This is a genomic window from Enterobacter asburiae (assembly GCF_024599655.1).
GTDB lineage: Bacteria > Pseudomonadota > Gammaproteobacteria > Enterobacterales > Enterobacteriaceae > Enterobacter > Enterobacter asburiae_D.
Window position 1 is genome coordinate 1,396,312 of sequence record NZ_CP102247.1, and the last position, 19,725, is coordinate 1,416,036.

Consider the following 19,725-nt stretch of genomic DNA (forward strand, 5'->3'; position numbering starts at 1 on the left):
GAGAAATCACTGTAAACTTCACAAATGATCTTGATAATCATTCTCATTTTGATAGCATTAAACATAGCAAAGGCTATATTTCAGAGGCAGAAATGACAAACAGTCGCGTAGAGGGTAGCAGTGGCAGGGCCGCGCGCAAGCTGCGGTTCGCATTAATGGGACCTGCGTTCATCGCTGCCATTGGCTATATCGATCCAGGTAACTTTGCGACCAATATTCAGGCCGGGGCCAGCTTCGGCTATAAGCTGCTGTGGGTGGTCGTCTGGGCTAACCTGATGGCGATGCTTATTCAGATGCTTTCCGCAAAGCTGGGGATTGCCACGGGTAAAAACCTGGCGGAGCAAATTCGCGACCATTACCCGCGTCCGGCCGTCTGGCTCTACTGGGTCCAGGCTGAAATCATCGCCATGGCCACTGACCTCGCTGAATTTATCGGCGCAGCGATCGGCTTTAAGCTGATTCTGGGTGTCTCGCTGTTGCAGGGGGCGGTACTGACCGGGATTGCCACTTTCCTGATCCTGATGCTGCAGCGTCGGGGCCAAAAGCCGCTGGAGAAGGTCATCGGCGGTCTGCTGCTGTTTGTCGCGGCGGCCTATATCGTTGAGCTGATTTTCTCACAGCCGAATCTGGCGCAGCTCGGTAAAGGTATGGTGATCCCAAGCCTGCCAACCTCGGAAGCGGTGTTCCTGGCCGCCGGGGTATTGGGGGCGACTATCATGCCGCATGTGATTTACCTCCACTCCTCGCTTACTCAGCATCTCCACGGTGGGACGCGCAAAGAGCGTTACTCCGCCACCAAATGGGACGTGGCGATCGCCATGACCATCGCGGGGTTTGTCAATCTGGCGATGATGGCTACCGCAGCCGCGGCTTTCCACTTCAACGGTCATACCGGTATTGCCGATCTCGACCAGGCCTATCTCACGCTGGAGCCATTGCTCAGCCATGCTGCCGCCACGATATTTGGTCTCAGCCTGGTGGCTGCCGGCCTCTCTTCGACGGTGGTGGGCACGCTGGCAGGCCAGGTGGTGATGCAGGGGTTTGTTCGGTTCCATATTCCGCTCTGGGTTCGTCGCTCTGTTACCATGCTCCCGTCATTCATCGTGATTCTGATGGGGCTCGACCCAACGCGAATTCTGGTCATGAGCCAGGTGCTGCTGAGTTTTGGTATCGCGCTGGCGCTGGTGCCGCTGCTGATCTTTACCAGCAACAAAACCCTGATGGGCGAGCTGGTCAACTCAACCCTGGTGAAAAGGACCGGGTGGGCCATCGTGGTGGTGGTGGTGGCGCTGAACCTGTGGCTGCTAATTGGCACAGCGTTGGGACTCTAAAAGAAAAAGGAGCCGCAAGGGCTCCTTTTTTTATTAGTGATGGTGGCCGTGACCGTGACCTTTTCCGCGACCCCAGCCGCCGCGACGGTCGTCACGATCGTTCCAGCCTTCGCGGTAGCCGCGCTCATACGCGTTGTCTTTATACCAGCCGCGGTGTCTGCCGTTATCGTGTTTCCACCAGCGGTCTCCGCGCCACTCATAGTGACGGTTCCAGTAGTCACGGTCGCGCCAGTAGCCACCGTCCCAGTATCTGCCGTAGTCGTCACGATCGCCAATTTGTAATTTTACTGATGGCAACAGGGTGATTTCGCCCGCAGTGGCGATCAGCGGGGCTGAAGCCAGTAATACCGCTGCAAGAATCAGTGACCTGAACATACTCTTTCTCCTTCACGATCGGGGCCTTTGTTGGGCCTGTTAACGCAATATTACGAGTTGGTAAAGCCTCGTTTCATCGCCTCAACTCCGAATTCCTGGGTGAGAGCACTTTTTGCTAAAATTGGTTCTATTTTGAGCTGCTCAGAATCTCTTCTATACGGGCCAGTTCTTCCGCAGAGAAATGGCGGTTTTCCAGCATGCCCACGGCGTCATCAATCTGCGCCGTTTTACTTGCCCCAATCAGCACTGACGTCACCGTCTCATGGCGTAATACCCATGCCAGCGCCATCTGGGACAGCTTCTGGCCGCGCTCTTCCGCCACGGCGTTCAGCTTTCTTACCTTCTCCAGCTTCTCTTCGGTGATCTGGTCAGGATTAAGGAACTGACTGCCGCTTGCCGCGCGTGAGTCTGCCGGAATGCCGTTCAGATAGCGGTTGGTCAGCTGCCCGCCGGCCAGCGGCGAGAAGGGAATACAGCCAACCCCTTTTTCCTGCAGCACGTCCAGCAGTCCCGCTTCCGGCGCACGCTCAAACAGAGAGTATTTCGGCTGGTGGATCAGGCAGGGCGTGCCGAGATCGTCAAGAATATCAATCGCCTTGCGGGCCAGTTCTGCAGGGTAGTTGGATAACCCGACATACAGGGCTTTTCCCTGGCGCACCGCATGGTCAAGCGCTTTCATGGTTTCCAGCAGCGGCGTTTGCGGGTCAGGACGGTGATGATAGAAAATATCGATATACTCCAGCCCCATGCGCTTCAGGCTTTGATCCAGGCTCGCCAGCAGATATTTGCGTGACCCCCAGTCGCCGTACGGACCCTCCCACATGGTATAGCCCGCTTTGGTGGAGATGATCAGCTCATCGCGCCAGGGCTGGAAATCCTCCTGCAAAATACGGCCGAAATTACGTTCGGCGGAGCCGGGAGGCGGACCATAGTTGTTGGCAAGGTCGAAATGCGTAATGCCCAAGTCGAACGCGCGCTGTAAAAGTTGACGGCTGTTTTCGATAAGCGTGGTGTCGCCAAAATTATGCCACAGCCCAAGCGAGATGGCGGGTAACCTGAGCCCGCTTCGCCCGCAGCGGCGATACTCCATTGTCCGATAACGATTTTTGTCCGGCTGATAACCCATTCTTATGACCTCTGGCGCTGAAGAAAAAAATCAGTGTATGCGTTTACATTAACGTGAAAAAAAACAGCATAGCGCAGCCTTTTTTGTAAAGCATTCTTTCCACGCCCTACTTATCGCCAATTCTGGACAGTCATCACGCTTATTTAATACTCAAGGTGAGGTCAACATTAGAAGGATACCTGTTTATGCGTACCCCATACTGCGTCGCCGATTACCTGCTGGACCGTCTTACAGATTGTGGAGCCGATCATCTGTTTGGCGTGCCGGGCGACTATAACCTGCAGTTTCTCGACCATGTGATAGACAGCCCGGATATCTGCTGGGTGGGCTGTGCCAACGAGTTAAACGCCTCCTATGCCGCAGACGGATATGCCCGATGTAAGGGCTTCGCCGCGCTGCTGACGACATTTGGCGTAGGGGAGTTAAGTGCGATGAACGGCATTGCGGGCAGCTATGCCGAGCACGTTCCGGTGCTGCATATTGTGGGCGCGCCGGGTACGGCGTCACAGCAAAGAGGGGAACTGCTGCACCATACGCTGGGCGACGGTGAGTTTCGTCATTTTTACCATATGAGCGAACCTATCACCGCTGCACAGGCGATCCTGACCGAACAAAACGCCTGCTATGAGATTGACCGGGTGTTAACTACCATGCTCCGGGAACGTCGCCCCGGCTATCTGATGTTGCCCGCCGACGTGGCTAAAAAGGCCGCCACACCGCCTGTAAACGCTCTCACTCTCCGGCACGCGCATGCCGATAGCGCCTGCCTGAAAGCCTTCCGGGATGCCGCAGAGAACAGGCTGGCCATGAGCAAGCGTACTGCGCTGCTGGCCGATTTCCTTGTCCTGCGCCATGGCCTGAAGCATGCCTTGCAGAAATGGGTCAAGGACGTGCCGATGGCGCACGCCACCATGCTGATGGGGAAAGGCATATTTGACGAGCGTCACGCCGGTTTTTACGGCACCTACAGCGGTTCGGCCAGCGCCGGAGCGGTTAAGGAGGCGATTGAAGGGGCTGACACGGTGCTGTGCATCGGCACGCGATTTACCGATACCCTGACCGCTGGCTTCACGCATCAGTTAACCCCGTCACAAACAATTGAAGTTCAGCCTCATGCCTCACGCGTCGGTGACGTCTGGTTTACCGGTATCCCCATGCTTCAGGCAATCGAAACGCTGGTGGAGCTGTGTAAACTGCACGTGCGCGATACGCCTATACCGGCCTCTCAAAGCGCGATGGCCTATCCGCAGCCGGATGGCTCGCTGACGCAGGAGAATTTCTGGAAAACGTTGCAGACGTTTATCCGCCCGGGAGACATCATTCTTGCAGATCAAGGAACCTCGGCCTTCGGCGCGATCGACCTTCGTCTTCCGGCTGACGTGAATTTTATCGTCCAGCCGCTGTGGGGATCGATTGGCTACACGCTGGCGGCGGCATTTGGCGCGCAAACCGCCTGCCCGAACCGGCGCGTGATTGTGCTGACGGGGGATGGCGCGGCGCAGCTCACCATCCAGGAGCTTGGCTCGATGCTGCGGGATAAACAACACCCCATCATTCTGGTCCTTAACAACGAAGGGTACACGGTGGAAAGGGCGATCCACGGGCCGGAGCAGCGGTATAACGACATTGCGCTATGGAACTGGACGCAAATCCCGCAGGCCCTGAGCCTTGATCCTCAGGCCCAGAGCTGGCGAGTCAGTGAAGCGGAGGAGCTGGCGGATGTGCTGGAAAAAGTCGCGCACCAAGAGCGTCTCTCGCTGATTGAAGTGATGCTGCCGAAAGCTGATATTCCACCGCTGCTGGGGGCGCTTACCAAAGCGCTGGAAGCGCGCAATAACGCCTGATCACTTGTCGTTTCGCCAGGCCATCATCATCGGTTTGCCCGCCAGCAGGAGCCAGGCGGGCAACATTACGATACAGAGCAGGGGGAAAAGCGTTGAATCGGGTACCACCACTGCCGCCATAAACAGGCTGAGCCACGCGTCGCGCGTGACCACCAGAACCAGCCCCAGAATAGAGCAGGAGACGGTAATGGCCGCCGGCACCGCATCGACATGTTCGTGCAGCATCAGCCCCAGCGCTACGCCAACAAAGACCGCCGGGAAGATGCGTCCACCGCGGAAACCGCAGGCTGCAGCCACCACCAGCGCGGCCAGCTTAATCACGGCAAACAGCAGATAGTCGGAGACGCTGAACACCTGGCTGAAGGCCAGCTGCTGCATCTCGTCCAGACCTTTGAACAATGTCACCGTCCCGCCGATTGCCCCTAAAATACCAAGAATCAAACCGCCGGCCCCCAGGATTAGCACCGGGTGTTTCAGCTTATGCACCAGCCGGTGCAGGCGAGGAAGACACCATACCGCGACCATCCCCAGCGCGATGGCGATGGCGACAACGATGGCGCCGCTGAAAATATCGGCTATCTGCATCTGGCCGTAGTGGGGAAGGGAGAGTGAAAAATGGGGATGGAAAAACAGGCTGGTCGTCAACGCCCCCGCGGCTGCGGCCATCAGCGGCGCAAACAGCTTATCCCACAGCGGGACGTCGTTATTGCTGCTGAGCGTCTGCGAAAAGATCAGTGCGGCAGCGACGGGCGTGCCGAAAAGCGCCCCGATGGTGCCTGCTGAGGCGAGAATGGTCCAGTCCAGCGCGCCGACGCGGGGCAAAATGCGTGAACCGAGGAAAACCGCCAGGCCAATATTCACCGCCATAATCGGATGCTCAGGCCCCAGGCTAACGCCGCCCGCCAGACCGATAATCAACGCGATAATCAGCCCCGGCAGTGCCGAAGGGGAAACCGGGGCGCCAATCAGCGGTTCCTGCGCCGGGTCTGGTCCAGCATGGCCGGGACTGAAACGGATCACCAGGCCCACCGCAATACCGGTCAACGTCAGCATCATGATGATCCAGGCAGGAGAATCAGCGGTGGCACCCAGTTTTGCCGGAAGCGCTGTCCATAATATTGTTTGCAGCACCGACGCGACTTTCATCACGACAATGAGCACCAGGCTTGAGGCTACGCCAATGATTAACGCCGGAATGGCCAGCAACAGCATGGTTCTGGCTCGCGGGTGGAGCATGATGATTTCCTTGTACAAAACGGTATTACGTTACTTTGCACATTAAGCTTTATGGCAATAGTGCAAAAGGTGCTGAAACGGTAAAGTTATTCTGTGACGAAGATCGATAATCCATGGGCATTCACCTTACGGCCGTTGTTGTTATCACGCCTTGAATTTACAGTGTCCCAAAGATTTATTCTGACTTTAGCGGAGCAGTAGAAGAATGACAAAGTATGCTTTGGTAGGTGATGTGGGCGGCACGAACGCGCGCCTCGCATTATGCGATGTAAGTAGCGGTGAGATTTCCCGGGCGAAAACCTACTCAGGGCTGGATTATCCAAGCCTTGAGGCCGTTGTCCGCGTCTATCTGGACGAGCATCAGGTAAGCGTTGAAGACGGCTGCATCGCGATTGCCTGCCCGATAACCGGCGACTGGGTCGCAATGACCAACCATACCTGGGCATTCTCCATCGCAGAGATGAAAAAAAACCTCGGGTTTTCGCATCTTGAAATCATCAATGACTTCACGGCGGTGTCCATGGCGATCCCGATGCTGAAGCCCGAGCATCTGATCCAGTTTGGCGGCGCTGAACCGGTCGAAGGCAAGCCGATTGCGGTTTACGGGGCCGGTACCGGCCTGGGCGTGTCGCATCTGGTGCATGTTGCCCAGCGCTGGGTGAGCCTGCCGGGTGAAGGCGGCCACGTAGACTTTGCGCCAAACAGCGAAGAAGAGGGCATTATCCTCGAAGAATTACGCGCTGAGATCGGCCACGTCTCCGCCGAGCGCGTCCTTTCAGGTCCGGGGTTGGTGAACCTGTACCGGGCGATTGTGAAATCTGATGGCCGTCTGCCGGAAAACCTGCAGCCGAAAGACGTTACCGAACGCGCGCTGGCGGACAGCTGCATTGACTGCCGTCGTGCCCTGTCGCTGTTCTGCGTGATCATGGGACGTTTTGGCGGCAACCTGGCGCTGACGCTGGGCACCTTCGGTGGGGTCTATATTGCGGGCGGGATCGTACCGCGCTTCCTCGACTTCTTTAAAGCCTCGGGCTTCCGCGGCGGGTTTGAAGATAAAGGGCGTTTCAGAAGCTACGTGCAGGATATTCCGGTTTATCTGATCGTGCATGATAACCCTGGCCTGCTGGGTTCGGGTGCCCACCTGCGTCAGGTTCTCGGCCAGATCCTCTGACGCATAGCCCTCTCCGGCGGGAGAGGGCGCTTTCTTTACAGGTGCATCAGCTGGCGGAACTCTTTCACCTTGCTGCGGCTCACCGGCACCTGAAAATCCAGATCCTTCAGACGCAAAATGTAGGTGTTGTTAAACCAGGGTTCGATCTCGCGGATCTTGTTTAAATTCACGCAGAACGAACGGTGGCAGCGGAAAAAGTGTGCCGCTGGCAGCTTGCTGCAAAACTCGGTGATGTTCATTGCCATCACGTACGATTCCCGCCGCGTGTAGACAAACGTCATCTTTTCATGGGCTTCGGCATAGTAGATATCATTGACCGGCGTCACGATGATGCGCTCGTCTTTGACCAGATTAATGGTGTCGTTTTCCCGTACCGTTGGGGTGGCGCTAGCGGGGGCGGTCTGCTGCTGCCATGCGGCCTCCAGCTTTTGCAGCATGCTGACAATCCGCGACTCCTGATAAGGCTTAAGAATGTAGTCAAACGCCTCCAGCTCGAAGGCCTCTACGGCGTGCTCTTTCCAGGCGGTAACGAAAACGATAAACGGCTTATGGGCAAACTGATTGATGTTTTGCGCCAGCAACACGCCATCCAGCGACGGGATATTGATATCCAGGAAAATGGCGTCGACCCGGTTATGCTGCAGAAACTTCAGCACGTCCAGACCATCATCAAACGTACCCACAATCTCCATCTGGCTGTGGGTTTTAATAAGCCAGGTGAGCTCCTGCTGAGCCAGGAATTCATCTTCTACGATGATAACTTTCATAGGCTACTCCACCTGGGGCAACAGTGATGTCGTCGTATGTGCGAGAGAGCGCTCATTCGGGACGTAAAAAGAAATTTCGGTGCCCGGCTCAAGACGGTGAATATGCAGTCCGTCGCCGTAAAGCAGCTTGACCCGGTGGTGCACGTTCAGCAGGCCGATTTTATTTCCGGGCATCTCGTTAGACTCCACGCGCTCAATGACTTTTGGATCAATCCCGTGGCCGGTATCGCGCACGGCAATACGCACGCGGTTGCCGCTTTCGGTGACGCTGATGGTGACGACACCTTTGCCTTTACAGGGCTGAATACCGTGAACAATCGCATTTTCGACCAGCGGCTGGATAAGCAGGCTCGGGATCACGCAGTTGACCTCTTCATCAATATCGTAAATGACCGTGAGCTTGTCGCCAAAGCGCGCCTGCTCAATCGCGATGTAGTCCTTGATCTGATACAGCTCTTTTTTGATGTCGATCTGCTCGTCGTCCTTCAGCTCGATGTTGTAGCGCAGATAGCGCGACAGGTTGAAAATCAGCTGGCGCGCGGTGTCCGGATTAAGACGAATGGACGAGGAGATAGCGTTCAGCGCGTTAAACAGGAAATGGGGATTGATTTTACTCTGCAGCGCGCGCAGCTCTGCCTTATTTGCCATCTCACGCAGCTGTTCCGCCCGCGAAACCTCAAGCTGGGTGGAGATAATCTGCGACAGGCCAATCGCCATCTCCTGCAGGGAGGAGGTGATCTGATGCGCGTGACAGTAATAAATTTTCAGGGTGCCCGTCACGACGCCTTTCTCCCACAGCGGGATCACCAGCATCGAGTGGATTTCCGGCGTTCGGTGGGCTTCATCATTGTTTTTAATAATGATTTTACCGTAGTTAATCGCCTGTCGGGTGGTCGGGCTAATGGTGTCATCGTTGTCGCGATAGTTGTGTTCCCCGACGCCAACGTAGGCCAGCACGTGGTCAATATTGGTGATGGCGACGGCGTCAGCATGGATATCGTGGCGGATAATTTCGCAGACCTGACGCAACGATTCCGCGTTAACGTGGCGGAAGAGCGGCAGCGTTTTGTTGGCGATATCCAGCGCCAGCTTGGCCTGACGGGCGGCACTGGCCTCTTTTTCTCCTTCAACGCTTTGCACCAGCAGCACGATAAACCCGATGCATACGCTGCCCAGGATCATCGGGATACCGATTTTCGAGACGATATCCAGCCCCAGCGCGGTGGTGGGGGCCCAGACGACGACCAGGATCATGGTCAGCGTTTCGCACACCATGCCTGCGACGATCCCGGCGCGCCAGCGCTGTTTTTTCGGGATTTTGCGGCTGATCCAGCCGGAAAGCACCCCGGCGATAATACTGGTGATAAAGCACGGCACCGCCGTTACGCCACCGATATCAATCAGGTAGCGGTGCGTCCCGGCAATCAGGCCGGTGATGACGCCCACCCACGGACCAAACAAAATCCCGCCGGACATGACGGCGATTATGCGCACGTTAACCAGCGAACCCTCTACCGGCACGCCGGACCAGGTGCTGAACAGGGCAAACAGCGAAAAAATGGCGGTAACGGCCAGCAGCTCTTTTGGCGAGTGGGCTGATTTGTGCAACAGCTCGCGAAACAGGCGAATGCGAATGAGGAAGAACAGGCAAATCAGCATTAATGCCGCGCGGTCAAAAACCGCCAGCAGCATGGTGAATATTTCGTGCACGAGTAGACCTGGGATAACGGGAAAGAACCATGATAAAAAACCTGGCGCGTATTGACCAGCTATCCGTCAGGTTTATCAAATGAGGAAAAACCATAATTTGTAAAGGGGATTATCTGGCGGTGACCGATGCGTCCTGTTTTTTCGTTTCTGGTGCATCGTCAGGTAACTGTTTTGATATCATCATGTTAAATAACGGCTATCATAAAGCCGATCCCGAAACAGAGGCTTCCGCTTTTAGGCGCAGCCGGGTTCCTGTTTTCAGACGATCGCTTTTTTTTCATTTCCCTCTCGACAGCATGATTTTTTTCAGGTTATTTTCTAAACATGCCACATCGGTGGCAGCGTCGCTCGGACGGTCCGGGCGCTAACGTTAATCTGAGGAATCTATGGCTGAATTCAGTCCTGAACGCCGTTTTACGCGTATCGATCGTCTCCCCCCTTATGTTTTCAATATCACTGCTGAACTGAAAATGGCTGCGCGTCGGCGCGGCGAAGATATCATTGATTTCAGCATGGGTAACCCTGACGGCCCAACGCCACCGCATATCGTTGAGAAGCTCTGCACGGTTGCCCAGCGCCCGGATACGCACGGCTACTCAACCTCTCGCGGTATTCCCAGATTACGTCGCGCGATCTCGCGCTGGTATCAGGATCGCTATCAGGTTGATATCGATCCGGAAAGTGAAGCGATTGTCACCATCGGCTCGAAAGAGGGGCTGGCACACCTGATGCTGGCCACGCTGGATCATGGCGATACGGTGCTGGTGCCTAATCCAAGTTACCCGATCCATATCTACGGCGCGGTGATTGCCGGGGCGCAGGTCCGCTCCGTGCCGCTGGTGGAAGGCGTTGATTTCTTTAACGAACTGGAACGTGCGATTCGCGAAAGCTATCCGAAACCCAAGATGATGATCCTCGGTTTCCCGTCGAACCCAACGGCCCAGTGCGTGGAGCTTGATTTCTTCGAGAAAGTTGTCGCGCTGGCCAAGCGTTATGACGTGCTGGTGGTTCACGATTTAGCCTATGCTGACATCGTCTATGACGGCTGGAAAGCCCCGTCGATTATGCAGGTCCCGGGCGCGCGTGACGTGGCGGTAGAGTTCTTTACCCTGTCGAAAAGCTACAACATGGCGGGCTGGCGTATTGGCTTTATGGTGGGTAACAAAACGCTGGTGAATGCACTGGCGCGCATTAAGAGTTATCACGACTACGGTACCTTCACGCCGCTGCAGGTCGCGGCTATCGCTGCCCTGGAAGGTGACCAGCAGTGCGTTCACGAGATTGCCGCCCAGTATAAGCGCCGCCGAGACGTGCTGGTAAAAGGGCTGCATGAAGCGGGCTGGATGGTGGAAATGCCGAAAGCGTCCATGTACGTCTGGGCGAAAATTCCGGAGCCGTACGCGGCGATGGGATCGCTGGAGTTTGCCAAAAAACTGCTACAGGATGCGAAGGTGTGTGTGTCGCCGGGCATTGGCTTTGGTGATTACGGCGACACCCATGTGCGATTTGCCCTGATTGAAAACAGCGACCGTATTCGTCAGGCGGTGAGGGGCATCAAGAGTATGTTCCGGGCCGACGGTTTTCTTACCTCAAAGAGCGTCGCAGAACATCCCGCGTCGTCATGACATAAAAAAACAGGAGCCGATGGCTCCTGTTTTTTTGACTGCATGTTCTTCACTAGATCATCAGGGCAAAGGTTCCGGCCCAGACTAAAACAATCACCGAAATGCCCATAAAGAAATATTTCACGTTTCATCGCTCCGCGTATCTTGTGGTACGCATTTAAAAACAGAGTCCACCTGATTATAGAGAACTGAAATCCGGTCAAAACGGAAATGAGAATTTTCCCGTTACGCCGTTAACTTCAGCTCAGAATTCTGTGCTTTCCTGTTGCCAGACGGCGCTAATGTACGCCTAAAAATGAGGGGTGACAAGAGGCATTTTTTTAAATAATTTCCGTCACTTACGAGTGTCGTGGAACGGCGACAGTTTGATTTCGCTTCGCAATAAATTCACTTTGGGCGACGCAATCAAAGACGGTTTTTCAGAGGGAAGGCAGGTGATTGAAAAGGTTAGTTTCTTAGCGAAACTAACCTTCATGAAGGGCTTAAATATAGAGTGAGGATTCGCCAAGAGGGCGAGTTTTGAAACGGCGATGCATCCACAGATACTGCTCTGGGGCACGCATGATTTCAGTTTCGATGACTTTATTGATAAACGCGGCGGCTTCGCACTCGTTTTCAGGATAGTTAGCCATTTCAGGGGAGATGTGCAGACGATAGCCTGACTTATCTGCTTTTCTCACCATCGTCACGGTCAGCATGGAGGCGCCAGACAGACGCGAAATAACAAAGGTGCCGTTAGTCGTCGCAACGTCTTTCACCGCAAAGAAGGGCGCAAAGCTGCTGCCTTTCCGTCCATAATCCTGATCCGGTGCAAACCAGACGGCTTCACCTTTCTTCAGCGCTCCAACCATGCCGCGCAGGTTGTTACGGCTGATCATCGCCTTATTGGAACGCATGCGGCCTCGCGTCTGCACCCACTCCATCAGCGCACTGTTGTGCGGCCTGTAGGTTGCCATCATTGGCTGACAAAGCCCCATCACGCGGCCGCCCAGCTCCAGCGACATAAAGTGAACGCCAACGACCATCACGCCGCGCTTTTGCATCTGCGCGCGTTTAAGGTTATCCAGGCCTTCCACGTCAAACCACTTGCGGACACGCTCGTCTGGCCAGAACCAGGCCATGCCGGTTTCAAGCAGCGCCATGCCGATAGACTTGAAGTTTTCAGCGATGAGTTTCTCGCGCTCTTCAGCATTGTACTGAGGAAAGCAAAGCTCAAGATTTTTACGCGCGATGGATTCGCGACGTTTCAGGAAAACGCGGGATGCGCTGCCCAGTTTAGATCCCAGCAAACGAAGAACAGGGTACGGAAGTTGAACCAGCAGCCAGAGTACGCCAAGACCAAACCATGTAAACCAGTAACGCGGGTGCAAAAATGCGCGTTTGAAATTGGATTGAGACAAAATAGAGAAACCTATGTAGAGCCGGTGAAAGTAACGCATAGTGCGATACCACGTGCCTATTAGACCGTAGTACAAGGTCATGGTTGCAGGCTTTACCGATCTTTACGGCGTTACCTGGCCATAGCTGACATTGGGTGGGCGGCATAATGTAACACCGTTATACGATATGTGCTATTACTCGTTTTTGATTAAAAAAGCGGCAATTTGGAAGGTGTTTGATTTTACAGATTTTATAATCAATCGATGCAAGACCAGGCCGTCTATATGAGTTGGGCAGGTAGATCATCTTCTGATGAAGGCGTGCACGGGCAAAAAGAGTAGCGTGTTTGTTCGTGACAGATTACTCACTTAAAAAATTTATTTATCACGTCCACATTAGCGAATGAGAAAATTCCTTGTGAAAATTCTCATGTATTATTTACGCAATCAATAATTCAGTTTGTTTTCATTATTTATAAAAATCTTATTTTTATCGTTCTGCAATAATACGCTGCAGGCAGTTCATGATGTTTGGTATTGGCTTCTTGATGTAAATCAATATTAAGTGTTTTCCCTGGCGTCTATCTGCCTGTGATCATTTTTTCGATACAAATATTCGGTTTGCATAACAAAAGCAGTGTCTTTTTCTGGGGTTGCAGGGTAATTCGCCATAATGTTTTAGTGGAAAATTCTTAAGAAATTTCTTATTACGGATAAAGGATCTGTGTATTTGATTTTATGTCGATCATTATTCTAATATTGCGCATCAAGAACGATACCGTGAAGTTGCCGTAGCAAAACAAAGAGGGATGATGAGATGGCTGACAGTTTTCAGAACGAGGTGCCTAAGGCACGTATTAACCTGAAGCTTGACCTGCATACCGGCGGGGCAAGCAAGAAAATGGAATTACCACTGAAATTACTGGTTGCTGGTGATTTCAGTAATGGGCAGGAGTCTGCTTCAATATCTGGGCGTGAAAAAGTTAACATCACGAAAAATAATTTTGATAGCGTTCTTTCTGAATATTCCCCAAAACTTAATCTAACCGTTAAAAATACGCTGGCTGATGATGGTGGTGAGGACGCTATTCAGCTGACTTTCCAGAGCATGAAAGATTTCACGCCAGAGCAGGTGGCTGCTCAGATACCGCAGCTCAAGGCGATGCTGGCGATGCGCAACTTGCTTCGCGATCTGAAGGCCAACCTGTTGGATAACCAGACTTTCCGAAAAGAGCTGGAAAAAATCGTTCTGGACCAGTCGCTTAGTGCTGAACTGCGAAATGAACTCTCTGCACTGGCAGCAAAAAAACCTTAACCATCATGCTGTTTTAACGGATTAATCAAGGAATGCTCATGTCTGTACAAAATAATATCGCTGGCGGTGAAAGCGTGGTGCTGGAACGTCCCGCTGCGGGAGGGGTTTACGCCTCTCTGTTTGAGAAAATCAATCTGAGTCCTGTCTCCGAGTTGAGCGCATTAGACATCTGGCAGGATGCGCAGGCGATGTCAGATGCGACCGCTGATGAACGTCTAACTGCCGGTATGCAGGTCTTTCTGGAGTGTCTGACCAAAGCGGGCTCGAAAGTCGAAAAACTGGATAAAAGCCTGATTGATCACCATATCGCTGAGCTCGATTATCAGATAAGCCGCCAGCTGGACGCGGTTATGCACCATGACGAGTTTCAGGCGGTTGAAAGCCTGTGGCGCGGTGTGAAGTCGCTGGTTGATAAAACAGATTTTCGCCAGAACGTCAAAATTGAGCTGCTGAGCATGTCCAAAGAAGACCTGCGCCAGGACTTTGAAGACAGCCCGGAAATCATCCAGAGTGGTCTGTATAAACACGCCTACATTGATGAATATGACACCCCTGGCGGCGAGCCAATTGCGGCGCTGATTTCCGCTTACGAGTTTGATGCTTCAGCGCAGGATGTCGCTCTGCTGCGCAATATCTCTAAAGTCTCCGCTGCTGCGCATATGCCGTTTATCGGCTCTGCAGGCCCGAAATTCTTCCTTAAAGAGTCCATGGAAGACGTCGCGGCGATTAAAGATATTGGTAACTACTTTGACCGCGCAGAGTACATCAAGTGGAAATCGTTCCGCGATACTGACGACGCTCGCTACATCGGCCTGGTCATGCCGCGCGTATTGGGACGTTTACCGTATGGCCCGGATACCGTCCCGGTTCGCAGCTTCAACTATGTCGAAGAAGTCAAAGGTCCGGATCACGACAAATACCTGTGGACCAACGCCTCGTTTGCTTTCGCGTCTAACATGGTGCGCAGCTTTATCAACAATGGCTGGTGTGTACAAATCCGTGGCCCGCAGGCGGGTGGTGCGGTTCAGGACCTGCCTATCCATCTGTACGATCTCGGTACCGGCAATCAGGTAAAAATTCCGAGCGAAGTGATGATCCCTGAAACCCGCGAATTCGAATTCGCGAATCTGGGCTTCATTCCTTTGTCCTACTACAAAAACCGCGACTACGCCTGCTTCTTCTCGGCTAACTCTACTCAGAAACCGGCACTGTATGACACCGCAGATGCGACGGCAAATAGCCGCATCAATGCCCGTCTTCCGTATATCTTCCTGCTTTCGCGTATCGCCCATTACCTAAAGCTGATTCAGCGCGAGAACATCGGTACTACCAAGGATCGCCGGCTGCTGGAGCTTGAGCTGAACACCTGGGTCCGCAGTCTGGTGACCGAAATGACCGATCCGGGCGACGAACTGCAGGCGTCTCACCCACTGCGTGATGCGAAAGTGGTGGTGGAAGACATTGAGGATAATCCGGGCTTCTTCCGCGTGAAACTGTACGCGATCCCGCACTTCCAGGTGGAAGGGATGGACGTCAATCTGTCGCTGGTTTCCCAGATGCCGAAAGCGAAATCGTAAGAACAGGCAGGAAGCCGATGAAAACGGAACAACCGCTATGGGGCAGGGGCATTATGGTCTCTCCCCAGCATTTTCAGCAACAGGTCGCGTATGCGGCCTGGTCTGCCGAATGTATTGCCCGGCTGGGCCTCTCCTGTCCGTGGGGGGTAATCAATGCCACTTTCGAACCGGAAGCTCTCAGGCTTGGACGTCTGCAGGCACGTCATCTGCATGTCCGTTTTCAGGACGGTACGCTGATTGATACAGACAATGCCGATACTCTGCCTCCGGTGCTGTCGCTTGAAAGCGAATCGCAGGTGGTGGAGGTGGTACTGGCGCTCCCGCTATTGCGGGCGAACGGCGGCAACTGCCTGAAGCCCGATGAGGTAGCCGAGCGTCCGGTGCGATATCGGCAGCGCTGGCGGGATGTACGCAATACCTTTGGGGAAGACACCCGCCAGATTGCTGTGATACAGCCGGAACTGACGCTGCGTTTTGCCCATCAGAACAACAGCGACTATCTGACCTGCCCGGTCGCCCGACTGCAGCAAGACTCGCAGGGGACATGGCAATTAGATGAGACGTTTCTCCCTCCGCTGTTGGCCCTCCAGGGAAGCCGTTGGCTGGTTACCCAACTGGAACAACTGATGACCCAACTGCGTGCTCGCCTGTGCCGTCTAATGGCAATGCGGCGTGAGAGCAACGAGCGTATGGCTGATTTTGCCGTGGCTGATGTATCCCTGTTCTGGCTGCTTAACGCGCTGAACAGCGCTGAGCCCGTGCTGGGTCAGTTCCAGCGTAACCTGCAAAGCCCTCCGGAACGTCTGTATCCGGAACTTTCTCGCCTTGCAGGGAGCCTGCTGACCTTCTCTCTGGAGCATCAGGTGAATGCCATACCGGCATGGCACCACGAGCAACTTAATGCGGTGTTTCCACCGCTGTTTGATTTGCTTGGCGATCTGCTTGAAGCCAGCCTGCCGTCCCGCGTGGTGGCCCTTTCACTCGACTATGACCCACGGCTGCACTTCTGGCAGGCTCGCCTGCACGACCCGCGTCTGCGCGAAGGGGCTGATTACTATCTTTCTGTTCGCTCGCCGATCCCGGTGGCGCAGCTGCAGGAACAGTTCCCGCGTCAGTGTAAGGTGGGCAGTCCTGACCATGTGAGGGGGATCGTCAACTCTTCCCGCGTGGGCGTGCCGTTGACGCCGTTGCGCCATGTACCAGCTGCCATTCCGCTGCGTCTGGAAAATCAGTATTTCAGTCTCGATCTCTCCCATCCTCTGGCGACTGAGATGCTCCAGAGAGGGACGTGCATGTTTTACGTCCCAGGCATGCTTGGCGAGCCTGAACTTGAACTCTTTGCGGTACTGAGAACATGAGTGAACGTAAACACGGCGCTGCCGTGTCTGTTGATATTGACGTCCTGCTGCAGGATACATGGCTTCAGGTCATTAGCCTTCGCCATGGCCCGCAGTTTCAGGAAGGTGAAGGTCGGGTCTTGTGGGAGCGGTGTATCGCTGATGTGGAGCGCGTTCAGCGCGAACTGAAAGCGAGTGAACTCGATGAAGCCAGCTGTGAGCATATCCTCACTGCACAATGTGCATTGCTTGATGAGGCGGTCAAAGGGCGCGGTGTGGAGGATGACGCCTGTGTGCAGTGGTATGACATTCCCCTGCAGGGACACTTCCTCGGCACGATGGACGCCGGTGACACCCTGTGTGACAGGATGCGCGATGTGCTGCGCGAACCTGCACCAGACATTGCCGTACTGACCTGCTTCCAGCGGGTAATGATGCTTGGATTCCTGGGCGACTATCGCGCGCTGAACGATCCTGAACGCCAGAAGCTGATCGGCGCGCTCAGTGAACATGTCGCGCCGTTCAGCTATCCGCAGACCCATCCTGTTCTGGCAGAAAGCCGTGCCGGGCAGGGAGTGGGCGGTTGGTTTGCATCATGGCCTGCACGTATTGGACTAAGCGTGATTATTCTAGCCGCGCTCTGGTGGGGACTGGATAGCTGGCTCGATCAGATGCTGCAGACCCTGCTGCCGGGAGCCGTAAAATGAGTCCTGCACAACAGCGCGGGCTTGCGCTGTGGGCCGCCCTGCTGAGTGCAGTGGTCTGTCTGGCTTTTCTGCCGGTATCCCGGCTGGCTTCAGTGCTCGTTCTGCTGGCGATGCTCGGGGTTATCTTCGTGTTCTGGTATATCACCAGACCTCGTGCGGAGCATGACGTCACCCTGCTTCTGGATGACCTTCCTGACGCCACTTACCGTCAGCCCGTAGTGCTGGTTTGTGGCGATCTGCCGCTGACTTGGCCGCAACAGTCACCGGTGCTGATCGTCACGCAGGGATGCTGGATCCGCGTTGAGGACCATCAGGATCTGGAGCAGGTTGCCCGTCAGATACTGTGGCAGCGCCCGGATTGGGGCCGTCAGCTGTCGGTGATGGTCAGTGTCTGCCCGCAGAAACATGTCGACAGCGAAGCCCTGACAAGTCGTCTGCTGGCTCTGCGCTGGCAAATCAGCCAGCTGCGTAAAGAAACGGGTCATTCTGTGCCATTGATTCTGAATGGTCAGATCGGCAGCGCGATGGCGGATGACATGCTCTGGCAGGCTGCTATTCCGGGTGAAGAGAGGAGCGTCTGGCGTGAGTCTAATGCGCCTTGTTCGATCGCCGCGTGGGTCAACACCGGCGGTGCGCCCGTGATGCAGCAGCAGGTGCTGATGAACAGCCTGATGAGCTGGTTCCATCAGCATGTCCAGGCGGTATTTATCGATGAGAATCCTGATGTTCCGACCATCGCGCCAGCAGCGGTGCTGTGGGGAATGGGGCCAATTCTTGCCGCGAATCTCGCGTCATCGGCCTGGACGGCGTGGTTGGCGCGTCACACTGCTATGCAGCAGGTGGCCGGCTGGCAGCCGGTAGGGACGGACAGTACGGTGATTTCACCCTTATCGGATTTCATCCTGCCGCTGCTACCGGAGGGGGGAGGACTCACTCCCCGGATCCGTACTTGGTGCTGTGTCCTCGGTCTTTTCACCCTGGCGGCCATCGCCGCGCTGCTCAGCAGTGGCTGGAACAATCGCCAGCTGCTGCATCGCGTGAGCTTCGATGTTGCCCGTTACGACAGCCTTTCTATGGATGATTACGGCCCGAAGGCTAGCGCCGTTGAGATCCTCCGGGAGGATGCGGCGCAGCTGGATAGCTATGCACGTAACGGTGTGCCAACCCGGCTGGGTCTGGGGCTTTATCAGGGAGAACGTCTACGGATGCCGGTGCTGGAAGCGATTCGTTCGTATGTACCGCCCCCTCCGCCACCTAAACCGCAGCCGACCCCAAAACCGGTACCGAAAATTGTGCGGCTCGACAGCATGTCGCTATTCGATTCCGGCAAGTTCGTGCTGAAAGCGGGCTCTACCAAAATGCTGGTCAATTCCCTGGTGGGAGTTAAGGCCAAACCGGGCTGGCTGATTGTCGTATCCGGACATACCGATAACACCGGCACTCCGCAACTGAACCAGACGCTGTCCCTGAAACGTGCTGAAGCGGTGCGCAACTGGATGCGTGACACCGGCGACGTGCCGGAAAGCTGTTTTGCGGTGCAGGGCTATGGCGAAAGCCGCCCTGTCGCAACCAATGACACCCCGGAAGGCCGTGCGCTCAACCGCCGTGTCGAAATCAGTCTGGTACCGCAGGCGAATGCCTGTCTGATACCTGGCAAACCCTCAGCGTCATCGCAGGATGATGGCGCTTCACTACACAATGGAGAGTAATTCCATGGCAATTCCTGTTTATCTTTGGCTGAAAGACGACGGCGGCGCGGACATTAAAGGTTCGGTGGACGTTCAGGATCGTGAAGGCAGCATCGAAGTTGTCGCTCAGGAACATAACCTGTACATCCCGACCGATAACAACACCGGCAAGCTGACCGGTACCCGTATCCATACGCCGTTCCTGTTCACCAAGGAAATCGATTCCTCCAGCCCGTACTTGTACAAGGCGGTGACCACCGGTCAGACCCTCAAGTCTGCGGAATTCAAGTGGTACAAAATCAACGACGCGGGCCAGGAAGTGGAGTACTTCAACACCAAACTGGAAAACGTGAAGGTGGTGAAAGTGAATCCTGAGATGTATGACGTCAAGGATCCTTCAAAGGAGAAGCACAACCACCTCGAGCGCGTTGAACTGCGTTACGAAAAAATCACCTGGACCTACAAAGACGGCAACATCATTCATTCCGATTCCTGGAACGAACGCGCCACCGCGTAATCCTGATGCGGGCAGGTTTG

General features: G+C 54.8%; 17 protein-coding genes. 10 read left to right on the forward strand and 7 right to left on the reverse strand.

What is annotated here, in order from left to right:
- Window positions 1-92 precede the first annotated feature (92 nt).
- Entirely contained in the window at window positions 93-1,331 is a 1,239-nt protein-coding gene (locus tag NQ230_RS06725; RefSeq protein WP_063143495.1) for an Nramp family divalent metal transporter, read from the forward strand.
- A 33-nt stretch (window positions 1,332-1,364) separates the two neighbouring features.
- Here the strand turns inward: NQ230_RS06725 and NQ230_RS06730 are convergent, their stop codons facing one another.
- On the reverse strand, window positions 1,365-1,706 hold the full coding sequence (locus NQ230_RS06730; protein WP_121425226.1) for a DUF2502 domain-containing protein: 342 nt from the start codon (window positions 1,704-1,706) through the stop codon (window positions 1,365-1,367).
- A 127-nt stretch (window positions 1,707-1,833) separates the two neighbouring features.
- Entirely contained in the window at window positions 1,834-2,832 is a 999-nt protein-coding gene (mgrA, locus tag NQ230_RS06735; RefSeq protein ID WP_257260530.1) for an L-glyceraldehyde 3-phosphate reductase, read from the reverse strand.
- A gap of 185 nt (window positions 2,833-3,017) precedes the next feature.
- Here mgrA and ipdC point away from each other — a divergent pair, with 185 nt between their 5' ends.
- The gene (gene ipdC / locus NQ230_RS06740; RefSeq protein ID WP_257260532.1) at window positions 3,018-4,676 is read left to right on the forward strand and encodes an indolepyruvate decarboxylase; all 1,659 of its coding nucleotides are present in this window, start codon (window positions 3,018-3,020) and stop codon (window positions 4,674-4,676) included.
- Here the strand turns inward: ipdC and NQ230_RS06745 are convergent, their stop codons facing one another.
- Window positions 4,677-5,912, reverse strand: a complete 1,236-nt coding sequence (locus NQ230_RS06745; protein WP_213820427.1) for an ion channel protein — start codon at window positions 5,910-5,912, stop codon at window positions 4,677-4,679.
- A 205-nt stretch (window positions 5,913-6,117) separates the two neighbouring features.
- Between NQ230_RS06745 and glk the strand changes: the two genes are divergently transcribed.
- Window positions 6,118-7,083, forward strand: coding sequence for a glucokinase (glk, locus tag NQ230_RS06750; protein WP_023332935.1), 966 nt, complete (start codon window positions 6,118-6,120; stop codon window positions 7,081-7,083).
- 35 nt (window positions 7,084-7,118) lie between these two features.
- On the opposite strand, the gene NQ230_RS06755 is transcribed toward glk, so the two are convergent.
- Together NQ230_RS06755 and NQ230_RS06760 are read right to left on the reverse strand one after the other, a co-directional pair.
- Window positions 7,119-7,850 carry a LytR/AlgR family response regulator transcription factor gene (locus tag NQ230_RS06755; RefSeq protein ID WP_033146137.1) on the reverse strand — a complete coding sequence of 244 codons (732 nt, stop codon included), beginning with the start codon at window positions 7,848-7,850 and terminating at the stop codon, window positions 7,119-7,121.
- A 3-nt stretch (window positions 7,851-7,853) separates the two neighbouring features.
- On the reverse strand, window positions 7,854-9,560 hold the full coding sequence (locus NQ230_RS06760) for a sensor histidine kinase (RefSeq protein WP_121425231.1): 1,707 nt from the start codon (window positions 9,558-9,560) through the stop codon (window positions 7,854-7,856).
- 386 nt (window positions 9,561-9,946) lie between these two features.
- Between NQ230_RS06760 and alaC the strand changes: the two genes are divergently transcribed.
- On the forward strand, window positions 9,947-11,185 hold the full coding sequence (gene alaC / locus NQ230_RS06765; RefSeq protein ID WP_257260535.1) for an alanine transaminase: 1,239 nt from the start codon (window positions 9,947-9,949) through the stop codon (window positions 11,183-11,185).
- A 52-nt stretch (window positions 11,186-11,237) separates the two neighbouring features.
- Here the strand turns inward: alaC and ypdK are convergent, their stop codons facing one another.
- Window positions 11,238-11,309 carry a membrane protein YpdK gene (ypdK, locus tag NQ230_RS06770; protein ID WP_099458937.1) on the reverse strand — a complete coding sequence of 24 codons (72 nt, stop codon included), beginning with the start codon at window positions 11,307-11,309 and terminating at the stop codon, window positions 11,238-11,240.
- 358 nt (window positions 11,310-11,667) lie between these two features.
- Entirely contained in the window at window positions 11,668-12,624 is a 957-nt protein-coding gene (lpxP, locus tag NQ230_RS06775) for a kdo(2)-lipid IV(A) palmitoleoyltransferase (protein WP_063143503.1), read from the reverse strand.
- 757 nt (window positions 12,625-13,381) lie between these two features.
- On the opposite strand from lpxP, the gene tssB reads away from it, so the two are divergent.
- From tssB to hcp, 6 genes are read left to right on the forward strand one after another with little or no spacing between them, the layout of a single operon-like run.
- On the forward strand, window positions 13,382-13,879 hold the full coding sequence (gene tssB / locus NQ230_RS06780; protein ID WP_257260537.1) for a type VI secretion system contractile sheath small subunit: 498 nt from the start codon (window positions 13,382-13,384) through the stop codon (window positions 13,877-13,879).
- Window positions 13,880-13,911: 32 nt separating this feature from the next.
- Entirely contained in the window at window positions 13,912-15,456 is a 1,545-nt protein-coding gene (gene tssC, locus NQ230_RS06785; RefSeq protein ID WP_032643506.1) for a type VI secretion system contractile sheath large subunit, read from the forward strand.
- 17 nt (window positions 15,457-15,473) lie between these two features.
- A complete protein-coding gene (tssK, locus tag NQ230_RS06790) occupies window positions 15,474-16,814 on the forward strand; it encodes a type VI secretion system baseplate subunit TssK (protein WP_257260538.1) in 1,341 nt (446 codons plus the stop codon).
- Window positions 16,811-17,500: a type VI secretion system protein TssL, short form gene (gene tssL, locus NQ230_RS06795; protein ID WP_257260539.1), complete on the forward strand. Its 690-nt coding sequence runs from the start codon at window positions 16,811-16,813 to the stop codon at window positions 17,498-17,500. Before tssK ends, tssL begins: the two co-directional genes overlap by 4 nt.
- Window positions 17,497-19,209 (forward strand): OmpA family protein, encoded by a 1,713-nt coding sequence (locus NQ230_RS06800; protein WP_257260542.1) that lies wholly within the window; start codon window positions 17,497-17,499, stop codon window positions 19,207-19,209. Before tssL ends, NQ230_RS06800 begins: the two co-directional genes overlap by 4 nt.
- A 4-nt stretch (window positions 19,210-19,213) precedes the next feature.
- Complete coding sequence (gene hcp / locus NQ230_RS06805; RefSeq protein ID WP_014884709.1) at window positions 19,214-19,705, forward strand: type VI secretion system effector Hcp; 492 nt, start codon at window positions 19,214-19,216, stop codon at window positions 19,703-19,705.
- The last annotated feature ends 20 nt before the right edge of the window (window positions 19,706-19,725 follow it).